The 15,044-nt window shown below is 72.1% G+C and carries 13 protein-coding genes; 4 read left to right on the top strand and 9 right to left on the bottom strand.

The genetic code is table 11. The features are described from left to right. The first annotated feature begins 43 nt into the window (after positions 1 to 43). Positions 44 to 1,090: a LacI family DNA-binding transcriptional regulator gene (locus tag ABZ484_RS01100; RefSeq protein ID WP_358863781.1), complete on the top strand. Its 1,047-nt coding sequence runs from the start codon at positions 44 to 46 to the stop codon at positions 1,088 to 1,090. A 240-nt stretch (positions 1,091 to 1,330) separates the two neighbouring features. On the opposite strand, the gene ABZ484_RS01095 is transcribed toward ABZ484_RS01100, so the two are convergent. Together ABZ484_RS01095 and ABZ484_RS01090 are read right to left on the bottom strand one after the other, a co-directional pair. Then, the gene (locus ABZ484_RS01095) at positions 1,331 to 2,557 is read right to left on the bottom strand and encodes an SPFH domain-containing protein (RefSeq protein ID WP_358863780.1); all 1,227 of its coding nucleotides are present in this window, start codon (positions 2,555 to 2,557) and stop codon (positions 1,331 to 1,333) included. A 13-nt stretch (positions 2,558 to 2,570) separates the two neighbouring features. Then, positions 2,571 to 2,822: a hypothetical protein gene (locus ABZ484_RS01090; protein ID WP_358863779.1), complete on the bottom strand. Its 252-nt coding sequence runs from the start codon at positions 2,820 to 2,822 to the stop codon at positions 2,571 to 2,573. A 218-nt stretch (positions 2,823 to 3,040) separates the two neighbouring features. Here ABZ484_RS01090 and ABZ484_RS01085 point away from each other — a divergent pair, with 218 nt between their 5' ends. Then, complete coding sequence (locus ABZ484_RS01085; protein ID WP_358863778.1) at positions 3,041 to 4,402, top strand: amidase family protein; 1,362 nt, start codon at positions 3,041 to 3,043, stop codon at positions 4,400 to 4,402. A gap of 141 nt (positions 4,403 to 4,543) precedes the next feature. Here the strand turns inward: ABZ484_RS01085 and ABZ484_RS01080 are convergent, their stop codons facing one another. Continuing rightward, positions 4,544 to 5,026, bottom strand: coding sequence for a GNAT family N-acetyltransferase (locus ABZ484_RS01080; protein WP_358863777.1), 483 nt, complete (start codon positions 5,024 to 5,026; stop codon positions 4,544 to 4,546). A gap of 58 nt (positions 5,027 to 5,084) precedes the next feature. Next, positions 5,085 to 5,258 (bottom strand): hypothetical protein, encoded by a 174-nt coding sequence (locus ABZ484_RS01075; protein WP_358863776.1) that lies wholly within the window; start codon positions 5,256 to 5,258, stop codon positions 5,085 to 5,087. Positions 5,259 to 5,696: 438 nt separating this feature from the next. On the opposite strand from ABZ484_RS01075, the gene ABZ484_RS01070 reads away from it, so the two are divergent. Beyond that, positions 5,697 to 6,218 (top strand): hypothetical protein, encoded by a 522-nt coding sequence (locus tag ABZ484_RS01070; RefSeq protein WP_358863775.1) that lies wholly within the window; start codon positions 5,697 to 5,699, stop codon positions 6,216 to 6,218. Positions 6,219 to 6,313: 95 nt separating this feature from the next. On the opposite strand, the gene ABZ484_RS01065 is transcribed toward ABZ484_RS01070, so the two are convergent. Then, the gene (locus ABZ484_RS01065; RefSeq protein WP_358863774.1) at positions 6,314 to 7,831 is read right to left on the bottom strand and encodes an SDR family NAD(P)-dependent oxidoreductase; all 1,518 of its coding nucleotides are present in this window, start codon (positions 7,829 to 7,831) and stop codon (positions 6,314 to 6,316) included. A gap of 429 nt (positions 7,832 to 8,260) precedes the next feature. Further along, positions 8,261 to 9,052, bottom strand: coding sequence for a DUF4253 domain-containing protein (locus tag ABZ484_RS01060; RefSeq protein WP_358863773.1), 792 nt, complete (start codon positions 9,050 to 9,052; stop codon positions 8,261 to 8,263). An 89-nt stretch (positions 9,053 to 9,141) separates the two neighbouring features. Here ABZ484_RS01060 and ABZ484_RS01055 point away from each other — a divergent pair, with 89 nt between their 5' ends. Beyond that, complete coding sequence (locus ABZ484_RS01055; protein WP_358863772.1) at positions 9,142 to 9,594, top strand: flavodoxin family protein; 453 nt, start codon at positions 9,142 to 9,144, stop codon at positions 9,592 to 9,594. Positions 9,595 to 9,688: 94 nt separating this feature from the next. Here the strand turns inward: ABZ484_RS01055 and ABZ484_RS01050 are convergent, their stop codons facing one another. From ABZ484_RS01050 to ABZ484_RS01040, 3 genes are read right to left on the bottom strand one after another with little or no spacing between them, the layout of a single operon-like run. Further along, on the bottom strand, positions 9,689 to 12,436 hold the full coding sequence (locus ABZ484_RS01050; protein WP_358863771.1) for an alkaline phosphatase family protein: 2,748 nt from the start codon (positions 12,434 to 12,436) through the stop codon (positions 9,689 to 9,691). 4 nt (positions 12,437 to 12,440) lie between these two features. Then, entirely contained in the window at positions 12,441 to 13,808 is a 1,368-nt protein-coding gene (locus tag ABZ484_RS01045; RefSeq protein ID WP_358863770.1) for an ABC transporter permease, read from the bottom strand. Further along, the gene (locus ABZ484_RS01040) at positions 13,805 to 14,746 is read right to left on the bottom strand and encodes an ABC transporter ATP-binding protein (RefSeq protein ID WP_358863769.1); all 942 of its coding nucleotides are present in this window, start codon (positions 14,744 to 14,746) and stop codon (positions 13,805 to 13,807) included. Before ABZ484_RS01040 ends, ABZ484_RS01045 begins: the two co-directional genes overlap by 4 nt. Positions 14,747 to 15,044 lie beyond the last annotated feature (298 nt).

The raw sequence follows: 15,044 nt of genomic DNA, 5'->3' as shown, positions 1-15,044 counted from the left end.
CACTGTTCCACCACCGCGTCACCGCTGAGAAATGAGGGGGAACATGCCGGCCAAGCGGTCCCCGGCACGCCGGCCGACCATGAAGGACATCGCGCGCCGCGCCGGTGTCTCCGAGAGCGCCGTCTCCTTCGCGCTCAACGACCGGCCCGGGGTGTCGGAGGCGACCCGCGCCCGGGTGCGCCGGGTCGCCGAACAGCTGGGCTGGCGGCCCAGTACGGCGGCCCGCGCGCTGTCCGGGGAGGGCGCGGCCACCGTCGGCTTCGTACTGGCCCGCCCCGCGGACACGCTCGGCGTGGACTCCTTCTTCCTGCAACTGGTCTCCGGCATCCAGGAGGTGCTCGCCGAGCGCCATCTGGGCCTGTTGTTCCAGGTGGTGGAGGACGTCGCCGACGAGTGCGCGGTGTACCGCAGATGGTGGGCCGAGCACCGGGTCGACGGCGTGCTGGTGGTGGACCCGCGCACCGACGACCCGCGTCCGGACCTGCTGGACGAACTGGGCCTGCCCGCCGTGGTGATCGGCGGCGCCCCGGACGAGCGGCACCCCGGGCTGTCCACGGTGTGGGCGGACGACGCGGGCGCGATGGCGTCCGTGGTGGACGGGCTGTACGGGCTCGGCCACCGGCGGATCGTGCACATCGCCGGGCTGGCGGGCCTCGCCCACACCGAGCGCCGGATCCGCACGCTGCGCGCCGAGGCCGAGCGCCGCGGACTGACCGGGGTCGAGTCGGTGACCACCGACTACTCGGACGCCGAGGGCGCCGCCGTCACCCGCCAGGTCCTGCGCTCGGCCGCTCCCCCGACGGCCCTGATCTACGACAACGACGTGATGGCCCTGGCCGGTGTCGCCGTCGCGGCCGAACTCGGCTTCTCGGTCCCCGCGGACGTTTCGGTGGTGTCCTGGGAGGACTCCGCCCTGTGCCGGATGGTCAGGCCGTGGCTGTCGGCCCTGTCCCGGGACAGCATGGAGTTCGGCCGTACGGCGGCCCGGGAGCTGACCGCCCTGCTGGACGGCGGCCCGGCCCGTACGGTCCGGGTGCCGGTGCCCCGCCTGATCGAGCGGGAGAGCACGGGGGCGGCGCGGGACGCGTGAAACTCACGGGGCCGTGCGCCCCGGCGCGGGGTGCCCACCGTGTCACGGGCACCGCCACCGTGTCCGACACGGGTACGTGCCGGGTGCTCACGCCGCGCGGACACCCCACGCGGCACCGCCGACGCAAGGCGTCCGCCTCATGCCGAACACCTCGTGCGGCACTGCGCGTGCGCCGCACGACCTCGGGCGGCACTGCGCCTGCGCCGCACGAAAAGCCCCGGTCCGCGCCCGGTCCGGAACTCACGGCGTCCGAGGCTGCGGCCGGTCCCCGGCGGCCGAGTCGTCGCCCGGCTGCTTCTCGTCGGTGTCCGGCTTCGCCGTGTCCGGGCCCCGCAGCTCGAGCCGGCCGTTGCCCTCCTCGGGGCGCCCGCCGGGGTTCTGGCCGTCGTGGCCGTTGAGGTTCTGCCGGACCGAGTCCAGGATCGTCAGGCCCTGGGCGACCAGACCGGCCGCGATCTCGCCGAGCCCGTCCGCGCCGTTGAGGACGTTGACGTTGGCACCGGAGAGGCCGCCCGCCGCCTCCTTGACGATCAGCGGGAGCTGGTCGATCAGCATCCGGTCGAGCGCGACCCGGTCGTACGACGCCGCGGCCTCGGCCTGGACCTTCATCCGCTGCGCCTCCGCGGCGGCGAGGATCCTGACCCGCTCGGCCTCGGCCTCCGCGGGCTTCACGACCTCGGCCACCAACTCCTGCTGGCGCAGCTTGGCCTGCCGCTGCGCCAGTTCCGTCTGGGCGGCGAGCACCTCCTGCTGAGCGTGCGCCCGCGCCAGCGGGCCGGCCTGGGCCGCGTGCGCCTGGGCCCGGTCCACCTCCGCCGAGTACTCCGCCTTCACCACGGCCGTCTGACGGGCGTACTCGGCCTGCCTGCGCGCCGCTTCCTGCTCCGCCTCGGCGGCGGCCTGGTTGGCCTGGGCCTGGGCGATCTGGGCCTGCCGCTGGATGGCCGCCTTGTGCGGGGCGGACATCGCGTCGATGTAGCCGGTGTCGCCGTCGTCGATCGACTGGATCTGCAGCGAGTCCACGATCAGGCCGATCTTCGCCATCTCCGTCTTGGAGGTGTCCAGCACCTCGGCGGCGAGCTTCTGGCGTTCGGTGACGATCTCCTCCACGGTCATCGAGCCGATGATGGCGCGCAGGTGACCGGCGAAGATCCGGCCGGTCAGGACCGACATCTGGTCCTGGTCGGAGAGGAACCGCTGCCCGGCGTTGATGATGCTCTCGTTGTCGTTGCCGACCTTGAACGCGATGACGGCGCGGACGTGCAGCGCGATTCCCTGCTTGGTGACGCAGGTCTCGACGACCTCGGACTCGCACATGGACAGGGTGAGGAAGCGGACCTTGCGGAAGACGGGCAGCACGAACTTGCCGTGCCCCGTCACCACCCGGAACGGCGCGCCCCCCAGTCCCCGCCTGCCTCCGGAGATCAGCATCGCCTCGTCGGGGGCGGGAACGCGGTAACCGAACATGGGCTTGTTCTCCTTAGCCAGCGTCGGCCGAATCCTCGCGCAACCTGTCCAACGGGTCGGACCACTCGATGACGTCGACCTCACGACATCCACGGGATTCGACCACCAGTACGGTCGCACCGATCGGCAGCGGTTCCTGCGACCAGGCGAGGAAGGTCTCGGAACCGCCTCTGACCCGCACCAGGATCTCGCCGGGACCGGCGGATCCACGCGTACCGATGAGAAGCTCCCCCGTGCAGCCGATCACGGCCTCGTCCTGCGCCATCGCCGACTACTTCCCCTCGTACTCGTCCTGTCCTTCCGACCATAGACCCGCCGGGGCGAGCCGCATACACGCAAGAAGCTCTCCACCGGCCGACGAAGTCGGGTCACCGACCGGACCGACGTGCCCCGGCCTCTCGACGGGAGGGGCTGTCTGCGGGCACAGTTCCCCCCAACGTACTCGTGAGTACGACCATGCCCGCCCCCTCCCGAGGAGCGCCCGTGACCAGCTGGGTCGGCCTGAGTGCCGCCGAGATCGCCGCCGCCGTACGCGAGAAGCGGGCCACGCCCCGCGAGGTGATGGCCGAGCACCTCGCCCGCATCGAGCGCCTGGACCGCCGGATCGGTGCCTTCCGTACCGTCCGTGCCGAGGCGGCACTGGCCGAGGCCGACGAGGTCGCGGCCCGGCCCGACCTGGACGGACTGCCCCTGGCCGGCGTACCGGTGGCCGTGAAGGACAACCTCGCGGTGCGCGGCGAGTCCACCCGCCTCGGCTCGGCCGCGACCCCGGAGACGCCCGCCGCCGCCGACCACGTCACCGTGGCCCGGCTGCGTGCGGCGGGCGCGGTGGTGGTGGGCCTGACCAACGTGCCCGAGCTGTGCGTCTTCGGCACCACGGAGGGCGTGCACGGCACCGCCCGCAACCCGTGGGACACCTCGCGCACGGCGGGCGGTTCGTCGGGCGGCAGCGCGGCTGCGGTCGCCGCCGGGATGGTGCCGATCGCCCTCGGCAACGACGGCATGGGTTCCCTGCGCATCCCGGCCGCCAACTGCGGTCTGGTCACGATCAAGCCGGGGCATGGCGTGGTGCCGGCGGGCATCGGCGACGGCGACTGGTTCGGCATGTCGGAGAACGGCCCGCTCGCGACGACGGTCCGGGACGCCCGCCTGATGCTCTCGGTCCTGGCGGACGGCGGGGTGAGCGACGAGGCGGCACCCGGTGCGCAGGACGCGGCACGCGCGATCGCCGTGTCCGTGCGCAGCCCGCTGGCCGGGGTCACGGTGAGCAGGCCGTACACCGACGCGGTCCGGGAGGCGGCACGGCTGCTGGCCGGAGCCGGGCACCGGGTGCGGCGCGCCGACCCGCCGTACCCGATGTCGCTCGGCGTCACGGCCGTACGGCACTGGACGGCCGGCACGGCCGTGGACGCGGCGGGCCTGGACCCGCGGCGGCTGACCCGGCGCACCCGCGTGCACGCGGCCGTGGGGCGGCGGTTCGTCGACGGCGTGCGCACGGGCACCGCACGCGAGCGGCTGCGCGAGCGGCTGGAGCCGTTCTTCGCCGAGCACGACGTGCTGCTCACCCCGGCGCTGGCCCGCCGCTCCCCGCGATCGGTGCCGTGGCACGAGCGGGGCTGGCTGCGCAATGTGCTCGCCAACACCGCCTACTCGCCGATGACCCCGCCGTGGAACCTGACCGGCTGGCCGGCGATGGCGGTCCCGTTCGGCACACTGCCCTCCGGCGCGCCCTGCGCCGTGCAGCTGGTGGGCCGTCCGGGCTCCGAGGCCGTCCTGCTGGACCTGGCGGAGCGGATCGAGCGGTCGCACCCCTGGCCCAGAACGGCCGGCCTGGACCTCGGGTAGCCACAGGGGCCGCTCCGGGCCGTCGGGGCGGGGGCCACAGGGGCCCGGGGGCCACAGGGGGCCGGGAGTCCAGGGGCGGGCGGGAGTCCAGGGGGCCGGGGCCGGGCCAGGCCTCCGGCGGGGCCCTCCGGGGGTCCGGCGCTACAGGGACTTGTACATGATGTGCAGGCCGACCAGGCCGTGCCGCGGGTGCTCGTACGCCCGCGGGACCGTACCGAGCACGGTGAAGCCGAGGGAGGTCCACAGCGCCACGGCCGGGTTGGTCTCGACGACGGCGTTGAAGACCATGCCCCGGTAGCCGTCGGCCTTGGCGGCCGTCAGGACGTGCTCGGCGAGGGCGCGGCCGATGCCCTGGCCGGCCCGGTCGGGGTCGGCCATGAAGCCCGCGTTGGCGACCCGGGCAGCCGGACCACCGTAGTTGGGGGTGACATAGGCGGAGCCCACGACCGTGCCGGTGTCGTCCTCGGCGACGAACACCCGCTTGGCGGGGCTCATCCACAGGACCCGGGCGTCCTCCTCGGAGGTGTCCGGGTCCCATGCGTACGTCTCGGCGGCGGCGACGATGCGGTGCCAGAACGGCCAGATGCGCGGCCAGTCCTCGGCGACGGCTTCCCTGATCAGCATGGGCGCGAGTCTCGCACGCCCACGCTGTGGGCGATCGCGTCGGCGGGCTCCAGGAAGGTCAGTCCACGCTGGGCAGGATGTGCGGCTCGGCGAGGTCGTCCTCGTACCCGGCCAGACGGATGGGGGCGGACCGGGCCCACACGTCGAGACTGCCGAGATCCCCGGGGCGCCGCGTGCGGCGCTCCGTGCGTTCCTTGGGGCCTTCTTCGCGATTCGTCTTTTCCGGTGTCACCGCGCACTCCTTATGTGTCGGTCACCCTCGGGGCGTCTGACGCCAGTCTTCGCTCCGGCGCCCGACGTCCGCTCGGGTCTGGCTCAAGGACAGATCGGACGCGGTGGCGCCGTGGCAACTGGGGTTCGGGCAGGCCGTTGTGCACCCGCTCGCCCCGGGACGGACCATGGGTGCTGGATGGAACCCCTTGGTGCTGTCCGCCTACTCCAGATTAACCAAATGAGCGGCCCCCCGCTCGATAGGGCTGCAAAGTCCAGGTAACTATCTGGAGTCAAGCGTGTTCATTGGATAGTTTATGAACCGATTTGTCGCACCATACATGGTCGAGAACTCACCCGTTCGGTGTGCGTCGCTCAGTTCAGATCCCGTTGGCCCCACCGCAAGCCGGCCATGGTCTGCTGACGTACCGCAACGGCTGTCTCGCGGGAGGACTGACGCATGGAGCTGCGCAGCGTCGAGGAGCTGATGGACCTGTTGTACGCCTGCCGGGGCGCCGCCGCGCCCGATCGCCTCGGCCGCGACGGCCGCCGCGTCGATCTCCACGACCACGCGCTGCGGACCGCCGCACTGCTGCGCCGGCGCCGTCCGGCCGACAAGGAGCTCCAGGTGGCGGGCCTGGTCCACGGCATCGGGCGGCTGCTGGCTCCCACGGCCCCCGAAGCCGGCTCCGCGACCGGTGCCCCGGGTGGGGGCGGGGCCGAGGACGGGGCGGCCGTGGCCGCCCGCGCGGCCGACGCGGTGCGGGGTCTGCTGGGCGAGCGCGTCGCCCGTCTGGTTGGGCGGCAGGCGGTGGCCGGTGAGGGCCGCCGCGCCCACCCGGTCGACGAGGACGCCCTCACCCTGCGCCAGGCGCGCGAGGAGGCGCGCACCGACGGCTCCAACGCCGGTGTCCTCGAGGACTGGCGGACCCTCCTGGAACTGGTCGCGGCCCGCAACACCCGCCTGGGCGCGGTCGACTGACACCGGACCGGTCCGGCACCGTCCGGCCGCCGTACAGGCCGGACCAGGTCCCGGCAGGTCAGGCCTCGTCACGTCGAGTCACGTACGGTCCCGGCTCACCACTTGCCGGGCGCGTAGTCCTTCAGGAAGACGCCGTACAGGTCCTCGCCCGCCTCGCCGCGCACGATCGGGTCGTAGACGCGGGCGGCGCCGTCCACCAGGTCGAGCGGGGCGTGGAAGCCGGCCTCGGCGAGTCGCAGCTTGTCGTAGTGCGGGCGCTCGTCGGTGATCCAGCCGGTGTCGACGGAGGTCATGAGGATGCCGTCGGTGTCGAACATCTCCTGGGCGCTGGTCCGCGTCACCATGTTCATCGCGGCCTTCGCGGCGTTGGTGTTCGGATGCCCCGCCCCCTTGTAGCCGCGGCTGAAGACGCCCTCCATCGCCGAGACGTTGACGACGTACGCGCGTCCGCTCGCCGCCTTCCTCGCGGCGTCGGCCATGGCCGGGCGCAGGGCGCTGATCAGGATGAACGGCGAGGTGTAGTTGCACAGCTGGGTCTCGAGCAGCTCGACCGGCGAGATCTGGTCGATGGTCTGCACCCAGGTGTTGGTGTCGACGACGTCCGGGACGAGGCCGCCGGCGTCGATGGCGGTGCCGTCGAGGTGCCGGGCGACGCTGGCGTTGCCGGCGACCAGGGCGAGGTCGGCGACCTTCTGGGCGTCCAGGCCGCTGGTGCCGAGGGGCAGCGCGGCGATGCCGTCGACGGCGCCGGAGTTGAAGGCGCCGATGACATGGTGGGCGGGGAGCTCACCGGCGGGCAGCGGGGCGGTCTCGCCCTCGACCAGTGCCGCGTAGGCGGAGGGCAGGCGGCGTACGGTCTGCGTCGCGTTGTTGATCAGGATGTCGAGCGGGCCGGCCTCGGTGACCTGCTCGGCCAGGGCCACGGCCTGCGCCGGGTCGCGCAGGTCGATCCCGACGACCTCCAGCCGGTGCAGCCAGTCCGCCGAGTCCTCCATGGCCTTGAAGCGGCGGATGGCGTCCTTGGGGAAGCGCGTGGTGATGGTGGTGTGCGCGCCGTCGCGCAGCAGGCGCAGCGCGATGTACATGCCGATCTTGGCCCGGCCGCCGGTGAGCAGGGCGCGCTTGCCGGTGAGGTCGGCGCGGGCGTCCCGCTTGGCGCGGTTCTCGGCGGCGCACGCCTGGCAGAGCTGGTGGTAGAAGTAGTCGACCTCGACGTAGCGCTGCTTGCAGGTGTAGCAGGAGCGGGGGCGCTGGAGTATGCCCGCGATCCTGCCCGCCTCGACCTTGGAGGACGGCAGGATGCCCTCGGTCTCGTCGTCGATGCGCTCGGCGGAGCCGGTGGCGGTGGCCTCGGTGACGGCGCGGTCGTGCGCGGTCTTGGCGGCGCGGCGCTCCTGGCGGCGGCGCTGCTTGACCACGCGGTAGATGTGCGAGGTGGCCCGGCGCACCGTGACGGCGTCGGGGTGGTCGACCTCGAGCCGGTCCAGCTCCTTGAGCACGTCGAGGCAGACGGCGAGGCGCTCGGGGTCGATGCCGGGCCCGTGCGCGGACTCGCCGCCGGGCGCGTACACCACCTCGTCCGTGGCCATGGAGCCGTCGTCTGTCACCGTCATCGCGCTGCCGTTCCCTGATCGCTCACGCGGCGCTCCGACTCGCGCCCGCTTTCGAACGGGGAATCTTACGGCAGCCCGAGGACGCACCGCCAAACACGGCGAGAGGTGACGCGGAGCTCACACCCCGCGGACCTCGCACGGCCCGCGACCTCACATGCCCCGCGGACCTCACACACCTAGGGCCTGTCCGGCGGATCATGGCGCAGACGCGGGGGCCGGCACGCCCTCCCCCACTGCCTTGACGGCGTGGGGGGACCCCCAGCGGCGTTGTCGTCGGTTGCCGACTCCCCCACGCTCGAACGAGCTCGCGCGGGGGCACCCCCATCGCGTCGCCGCCCTCCTCCGCCTTGCATCTGGACCCACCAGCCCCCGCTCACCCGGGTCGATCGGCGCCGCCGCTTACCTGCGCCTTGATCCGCCGGACAGGCCCTAGTCCCACCAGAACGACCAGTGCGTCCGTCCCGTCAGGCTCGCGGCGTAGTCGGGGAACGGTGTGGGTGGGTCGTCGACGATGTTGTGCGCCGTCGACAGCACGTGTTCGAGGGCGAGCAGTTCCGTGTGGGGCGCTTCGACGGGTGGGCGTGCGACCGAGAGGTGGAGCTCGCCGCCGAACACGCCCACCACCCGGGCGCCGTACCGGCCCTCCCAGCTGCGCAGCAGGGCACAGAGCAAGGGCAGTGGCGCTTTCGCGTCCAGACCGAGCAAGGCCACGGCGTCACTGCCGCGGGGGGCGGGGACGAGTACGAGGCGGGATCGGTCCAGCCCGAACCGGCGCGTGTCGATGAGCCGGGCGAGGGTGCTCGCCGAGGCCTCCTCGGGCGTCGGGCCGGCGGGCGTCACGGGCATCGGTGGCGCCAGGCCCGGCCAGTGGCCGAACGGCGGTCCCGGGTCGTGCGGCCACGGTTCGATGCCCTCGGGAACCGGGGGCGGCGTCGGGTCCGTCCAGAAGGGGAGCCTCCTGCGCCGGTACTCGGCGAAGTCCGCCGCCAGCACGTCCTCCAAGCAGAGGGCGTCGACCCGGTCCAGCTGTTCCAGGCCCAGTGGCTCTCCCGGGGGCCCGGCCCACAGAAGCGGGACCAGCCCGGTGGCCGGCTGCTCGTCCAGCAGACGGGACCACAGCCGTTCGACGTCTTCGGGGAACTCGTCGGAGACCCATACCCGCATCCGGCCGCGGGCCAGGGTCCGGCCGGGAGGCAACCCATCGGGCAGTGCGAGGACCATGGCGGCACTGTAGAGCCTGCGTCTGACAGAGCAGCCGGCCCGGACGGCGATGTTGCGGGGGCGAGGGGCGTCGGGGCAGGGTTCGGGGTGTGGCTACCTTGCTGATCGTGCACCATACGCCGTCGCCGAACTGCCAGGCGCTGTTCGAGGCCGTCGTCGCCGGGGCGACGGCGCCGGAGATCGAGGGCGTACGGGTGGTGCGGCGGGCCGCGCTGGCCGCGACGGCCTCCGACGTACTGGCCGCGGACGCCTGTCTGCTGGGCACACCGGCGAACCTCGGCTACATGTCCGGTGCCCTCAAGCACTTCTTCGACCAGATCTACTACCCGTGCCTGGACACCACGCGCGGCCGGCCGTTCGGCTTCTACGTCCACGGGGGCAACGACGTGACGGGTGCGGTACGGGGAATCGAGTCGATCACGACCGGCCTGGGCTGGCGACGGGCGGCGGACGCGGTGACGGTGACCGGCGAGCCGGACAAGAGCGACACCGAGGCGTGCTGGGAACTGGGTGCGACCGTCGCGGCGGGCCTGATGACCTGACCGGCGGATGCCGCGGACGGCGGACAGGACGGGCGGGCCCCTGGCCGGCGGTGATGCCGGCCAGGGGCCCGTACCGTGAGGTGATGCTCCTACGTCAGCCGTCCGACTCCGAGGACGGGATGTAGGCGCCCGGCACGTCGTCGGGCGCGAAGATCCGGTCCTCGCCGGGGTAGGGCTTCTTCCAGTTGTGCGTCTGGTACCACGTGAAGTGGTTCATCTGCGCCGGGTTGGCGTAGTCCGGCACGGCGCCCGGCCCGGTCAGCCGCTGCTTCGACTTCCACTGGTCCCACTCCGCGGCGAGCTGCTTCTTGTCCGCCGGCACCGTCGACGACGGCACGGCCGCCGCCTTGGGGTCCTGCGGTGCCGGGGTGTCCACACCACAGGACGGCGGGGTCTTCAGACCGTCCGTCAGCGAGGTCCGGTTGGGCAGCGCCTTGAACGGCGTGTAGTCCGGCTTCCTGGTGAACGCCCCGGCCATCGAGGTGGCCGCGCTGTCCTTCTGGTTCATCGGGTGGATCCCGAGGATCTGCTCGATGGTGCGGATCATCGTGATCTGCGAGTAGTAGTGGCTGTCGACGGTGCCGTGCTGGGCCCAGGGGCTGATGATCTGGATCGGGGCACGGTGGCCGTCGACGTGGTCGAGGCCCGCCTGGGAGTCGTCCTCGACGACGAAGATCGCCGAGTCCTTCCAGTACTTGCTGTGCGAGATCTCGTCGACCACCTTGCCGACCGCGAGGTCGTTGTCCGCGACCTGGGCGGCGGCGCTCGCGGGACCACCCGTGTGGTCGTTGGAGAACCAGAACATGTTCAGGTTCGCCGGGCCGTTCTTCTCGAAGTCCTGCTTCCAGATCTCGTACTTGTAGACGTCCGGGACACTGGTGTCGAACATCGGGAACCCGGGCACCGACACGTCGTTGAGCGAGGGGATCGCCGAGCCCGTCTGTATCGGGTAGGCGGTCTTCTGCCCGGTCGCCGCCATGTCCTTGGCGTCGCAGTACAGGTTCTGCCAGGTGGCGCCGGACGGCTTGGTCTCCAGCGACTGGAACTCGCCGAAGTCCCGCACGGTCTTCCCGGCCGCCTGCGCACCGGTCCAGATGAAGCCGGACTTCTGGTGGCCGAGCGCGTCGTTCTCGGTGTCGTAGCTGCGCGCGTACTCACCGGCGGAGGACTCGGTGTACTCCGGATCGTCGGCCTGCATCAGCCAGTTGTGGCCCTCGGCGGAGTTCGTGCCGATGTCGTACGTGTTGTCGTACAGCCCGAACTGCTCGGCCATGGCGTGCTGGTTCGGCGTCACGTTCTCGCCGAACTGCGTCAGCGACGCGTCGCCGTTGCCCTGCGGGATGTCGCCGAGGACCTGGTCGTAGGTCCGGTTCTCCTTGACGATCAGGAAGACGTGCTTGATCGTCGACGGGTCACCGATCCGCTGCGGGACCGGTACCGGCTTGGCCTTGCTCCTGCCCTTGGCCAGCTTGACCGAGCCGGCACTCCAGCCGTTCTGCTGGAAGACCTTGGCCGTCTGGGACCTGATGACACTGTCGTCCGGCAGCGTGAACCGCTGCACGCTCGACGTCGTGTCGTGGGTGCCGTGGCCGCCACTGGTGGTGGGCCGGCGGGCGTCGATGCCACGGGTGTTGGAGACCAGCACCTCCTTGCCGACCGTGGTGATCTCCGCGGGGAAGTAGTCCGTCGGGAGCAGGCCGACGTAACCGACCGGCTCCTGCGGGCTCTTGTACCGGTAGACGGCGACGGCGTTGGCGCGGCCGAGCGTCACCAGCAGGCGTCCGTCGTCGGTGAGCGTGACCGCGTTGGGCTCGTAGCCCACCGACGCCTCCGGCCACGGCTGGGTGTTGATGGTCTGCACGACCTTGTTCTTGCCGGTGTCGATGACCGACACGTTGTTGGTGGCGGTGTTGGTGACGAACAGCGCCTTGCCCTTGGCGTACAGGGCGGTGGGGTGCAGACCGACGTCGATGCTCGTCGGCGCGGCCTGCGGGTTCGCCAGGTCGATGACGCTGACCGTGCCGGTGGTGGTGGCGCCGGTCTTCGGGTCGGCCGGCACCTGGGTGCCGTACGAGTTCATGGTGGTGTCGCCCGACTTGGCCGGACGGCCGCCCTCGTTGCTGACGTAGAGCCGGTTGCCGACCTGCACCATGTCGCGCGGGGCGTTGCCCACGGCCCAGCTCTGCTTGACGGCCCCGGTCGCCGCGTCGATGGCGACCACCCGGTTCTGGCCGTTGACCGCGGAGTACACGGTGGAGCCGTCGGCGGAGAACACCGCCTCGCCGACCAGCGCGTGCTTGGACCCGTCGGCCGGGATGGTGATCGAGGTCGGGTTGGTGACGGTGCCGTCCGGGTTGACCGTGAACCTGGTGTAGCCGTCGGTCTGGCCCAGCCACAGCTGCTTGCCGTCGGGGGAGTAGGTGGGGCCTTCCTGGCCCACGGAGTTGCCGGCCAGGCGCGGGGTCGACGACGCGGCGGTGCCGACGACCTGCTGCACCTTCCAGCTCTTGACGTCGACGATGGCCAGGGCGGCGCCGCCGTCGGTGACCGAGGCCGCGAGGTGGGTGCCGTCCGGGCTGACCGAGGACGACATGATCTTGCCGTTGTCGATGACGAGTCGGTCGCCGTACGGGGCGATGTACTGGTCGCTGGAGACGACCTGGCCCCGGTCGGTGCTCTGACCGACCTGGTCGGTGCCGAACTGCCGCGTCTGGGCGTAACCGATACCGGCGGTGACCGCGAGCACGACCGCGGTGGCGGTCGCCGTGAGGGTGCTCCGGCGGCCGATGCGTCTGCCGAGGAGGTCCCTCCCGACAGTCCGGCGCTGGCGTGTTACCTGCATGGAGTCATCCCTTCGTGGTGCGAAGAAGTTCGACGTTGCCGTCGAACTGCCAAAGTGGGTTCGGCGCGTCCCCGTTCGGGGTCCGCACGAGGAAGTAGCCGTTGACTTCCTTCGGTCCGTCGCCGTCGGCCACGAACCGCCCGTCTGCGGTGACGTCGAGTTGGTAGACGGCCGTCCCGGTGGCCTCGACGCCGGGGAGGTGCCAGGAGACGACGCAGCGCCAGTCGTTGCCGGGGCCCTCGGCGGCGACCCTGACGCTGCCCTTGGTGCACGCCGCCGTGGCCCTCAACTGCGCTTCGGTGACGGCAGGACGGTGGAGCTGCTCGGTCTGCATGCGGTAGAGGTGGGCGAACGCCGTGGCGACCGAGCGCTGCACCTTGTCCTGCGTGATCCCGGAGCCCGTGGCCGTGGCCGTCGTCGACGTGGCGACGACCGCGACACCCGCGGCGACCAGCCCGGCCAGCGGCAGGACCGCCGCGGTGACGGCACGGCGCCCCGAGCCGTCGTCGGTCGGGTTGGTGAAGTCGCGCCGCAGGAACAGCAGATAGGCCAGCACGGTCGCGGTCACCGCCCACACCAGGCCGACGGCGATCCCGATCAGCAGCGGGTCGAGCTGCGCCGGGCCGGTGAACAGGCCGTTCCAGGAGATGAAGGCGTAGCCGGGCAGGGCGAGCCGGACCGCGACGGGGAGCGGCAGCATCTGCGCGAGCTGCATCGCCAGCGCGACGAGCGCGGGCAGCAGCAGTCCCATCGGCGACCGCCCCAGCACGACGGACCCGAGCAGTCCGATCGCGGCGAGGGCCAGGGTCGGGGCGAGGACGCAGAGCCAGGCGAGCAGGACCCGCGCCGCGGCGTCCGACGGCGTCAGCAGATGGCCGTCGAGGCCCACCAACGGCCGGTTGCCGACCGTCGCCAGCCCGCCGGCCGCGCTCGAACAGGCCAGCCCGGCCACGAGCAGCAGGATGAGGGTGAGGCTGGCCAGTGCCTTCGCCGCGAAGATCCGCCGGGGGGAGCGGACCGCCACGAGCAGGTGGCGCCAGGTGCCCAGCCGGTCCTCGGAGGCGAACACGTCCCCGGCGACCAGTGAGGTCAGCAGGGGCAGCGCCCAGGTGCCCGCGAAACCGAGCATCACCAGCGGTCCGGCCCATCCCGTGGCGTGCATCCAGCGGCCGAAGAGGGTGTCCGTGGGCAGTGTGCTCTGCCGGCTCACCGCTGCGACGAACAGGCCCGGCGCGAGCCAGCAGGCGAGGACGGCCAGCCGGATCCGCCACTGCGAGACCAGCTTGACCAGTTCGAAGCGGTAGCCGCGCGCCACCGAGACGCGGACGGGGCGGGCGCCGGCGGGGTGGTCGACGGCGACGGTCGCGGTCATCGGGCGTCCTCCCGCTGCTCGGTGAGGGCGAGGAACGCCGCCTCGAGCGGCGAGACCACGGGCGCGAGCTCGCGCAACGCGATACCTCCGCGCACGAGCCGCACCACCAGGTCGTCGAGGGCGGGCACCAGCGCGCGCACGACGAGCGCCTCGGCGTCCCGCCGTGGCCCGGCGTCGTCGGAGAGCCGGATCCCGGCCGTGTCGGCGGCCAGCCGGCGGGCGGCCTCCGGGTCGGAGGTGCGCAGCCGGTAGTCGAGTTCACGGTTCTCGGCGGCCAGCTTGCTCAGCGGACCGGAGAACACGATCCGTCCGGTGGCGATGATGGTGACCTCGGAGCACAGCGCCTCCAGGTCGTCCATGCGGTGGCTGGAGAGCACGACGCTGGTTCCGTCCGCCGCGAGCCGGGTGAGGACACCGTGGACGTGCTTCTTGCCGGCCGGGTCGAGGCCGTTGGAGGGTTCGTCGAGGACGAGCAGCCGGGGCCGGGTGAGCAGGGCGGCGGCGAGTCCGAGCCGCTGACGCATGCCCAGGGAGAATCCGCGGGCCCGGTCGTCGGCGACATCGGTGAGCCCGACCTGGTCGAGCACGTCGTCGATCTCGCTCGTCCGCGTGCCGTGGCCGCGCAGAGCGGCCAGCGCGGCGAGGTTCTGCCGTGCCGTCAGCGAGGGGTAGAGACCGGGTCCGTCCACGAATCCGGCGACACCGTCGGGAGCGGCGAGCGCCCGCCCGACCGGTGTGCCGAGGATCTCGAGGCTGCCGCTGTCGGCTACCGCCAGGCCCAGCAGGAGGCCGAACAACGTTGTCTTCCCGGCGCCGTTCGGTCCGACCAGACCGTGGATCTCCCCCTGCTCCACATCCAGATCGATGCCGTCGAGTGCGACGACCTCACCGAAACACCTGGTGATCCCGCGCGCCCGGATGGCGAGACGTGTGTCCATGAGCCCCTTCCCTTCGAAACCCTCAAGGACCCTAGGGACGGCACACGACGCGGTAAGGGACGGTTGGTTGAACGATCACGGAACGGAAGACGACGGGCGTTCGCCGCGCCGCTGGCCGACGAGCACGGCGTCGGATACGCCGAAGGCCGGTGCCGGCAGCGGGTGTTGCTGCGGGCACCGGCCCTGTGGTGCTGGGGTGCTTGGGCTCAGTAGGCGGAGTTGACGTTGTCGATGGAGCCGTAGCGGTGGGCGGCGTAGTTGGCCGCGGCGGTGATGTTGGCGACGGGGTCGGTGATGT

Origin of the sequence: Streptomyces sp. NPDC006393 (assembly GCF_040628575.1) — a bacterium.
GTDB lineage: Bacteria > Actinomycetota > Actinomycetes > Streptomycetales > Streptomycetaceae > Streptomyces.
The sequence above is the reverse complement of the archived record's forward strand: the minus strand, read 5'-3'. Positions and strand labels throughout refer to the sequence as shown.

Excerpts from the sequence above, each read along its gene's own strand:
- ABZ484_RS01100 (WP_358863781.1), top strand. The coding sequence starts at position 44 with ATGCCGGCCAAGCGGTCCCCGGCACGCCGGCCGACCATGAAGGACATC.
- ABZ484_RS01095 (WP_358863780.1), bottom strand. The coding sequence starts at position 2,557 with ATGTTCGGTTACCGCGTTCCCGCCCCCGACGAGGCGATGCTGATCTCC.
- ABZ484_RS01090 (WP_358863779.1), bottom strand. The coding sequence starts at position 2,822 with ATGGCGCAGGACGAGGCCGTGATCGGCTGCACGGGGGAGCTTCTCATC.
- ABZ484_RS01080 (WP_358863777.1), bottom strand. The coding sequence starts at position 5,026 with ATGCTGATCAGGGAAGCCGTCGCCGAGGACTGGCCGCGCATCTGGCCG.
- ABZ484_RS01070 (WP_358863775.1), top strand. The coding sequence starts at position 5,697 with ATGGAGCTGCGCAGCGTCGAGGAGCTGATGGACCTGTTGTACGCCTGC.
- ABZ484_RS01065 (WP_358863774.1), bottom strand. The coding sequence starts at position 7,831 with ATGACGGTGACAGACGACGGCTCCATGGCCACGGACGAGGTGGTGTAC.
- ABZ484_RS01060 (WP_358863773.1), bottom strand. The coding sequence starts at position 9,052 with ATGGTCCTCGCACTGCCCGATGGGTTGCCTCCCGGCCGGACCCTGGCC.
- ABZ484_RS01050 (WP_358863771.1), bottom strand. The coding sequence starts at position 12,436 with ATGCAGGTAACACGCCAGCGCCGGACTGTCGGGAGGGACCTCCTCGGC.
- ABZ484_RS01045 (WP_358863770.1), bottom strand. The coding sequence starts at position 13,808 with ATGACCGCGACCGTCGCCGTCGACCACCCCGCCGGCGCCCGCCCCGTC.
- ABZ484_RS01040 (WP_358863769.1), bottom strand. The coding sequence starts at position 14,746 with ATGGACACACGTCTCGCCATCCGGGCGCGCGGGATCACCAGGTGTTTC.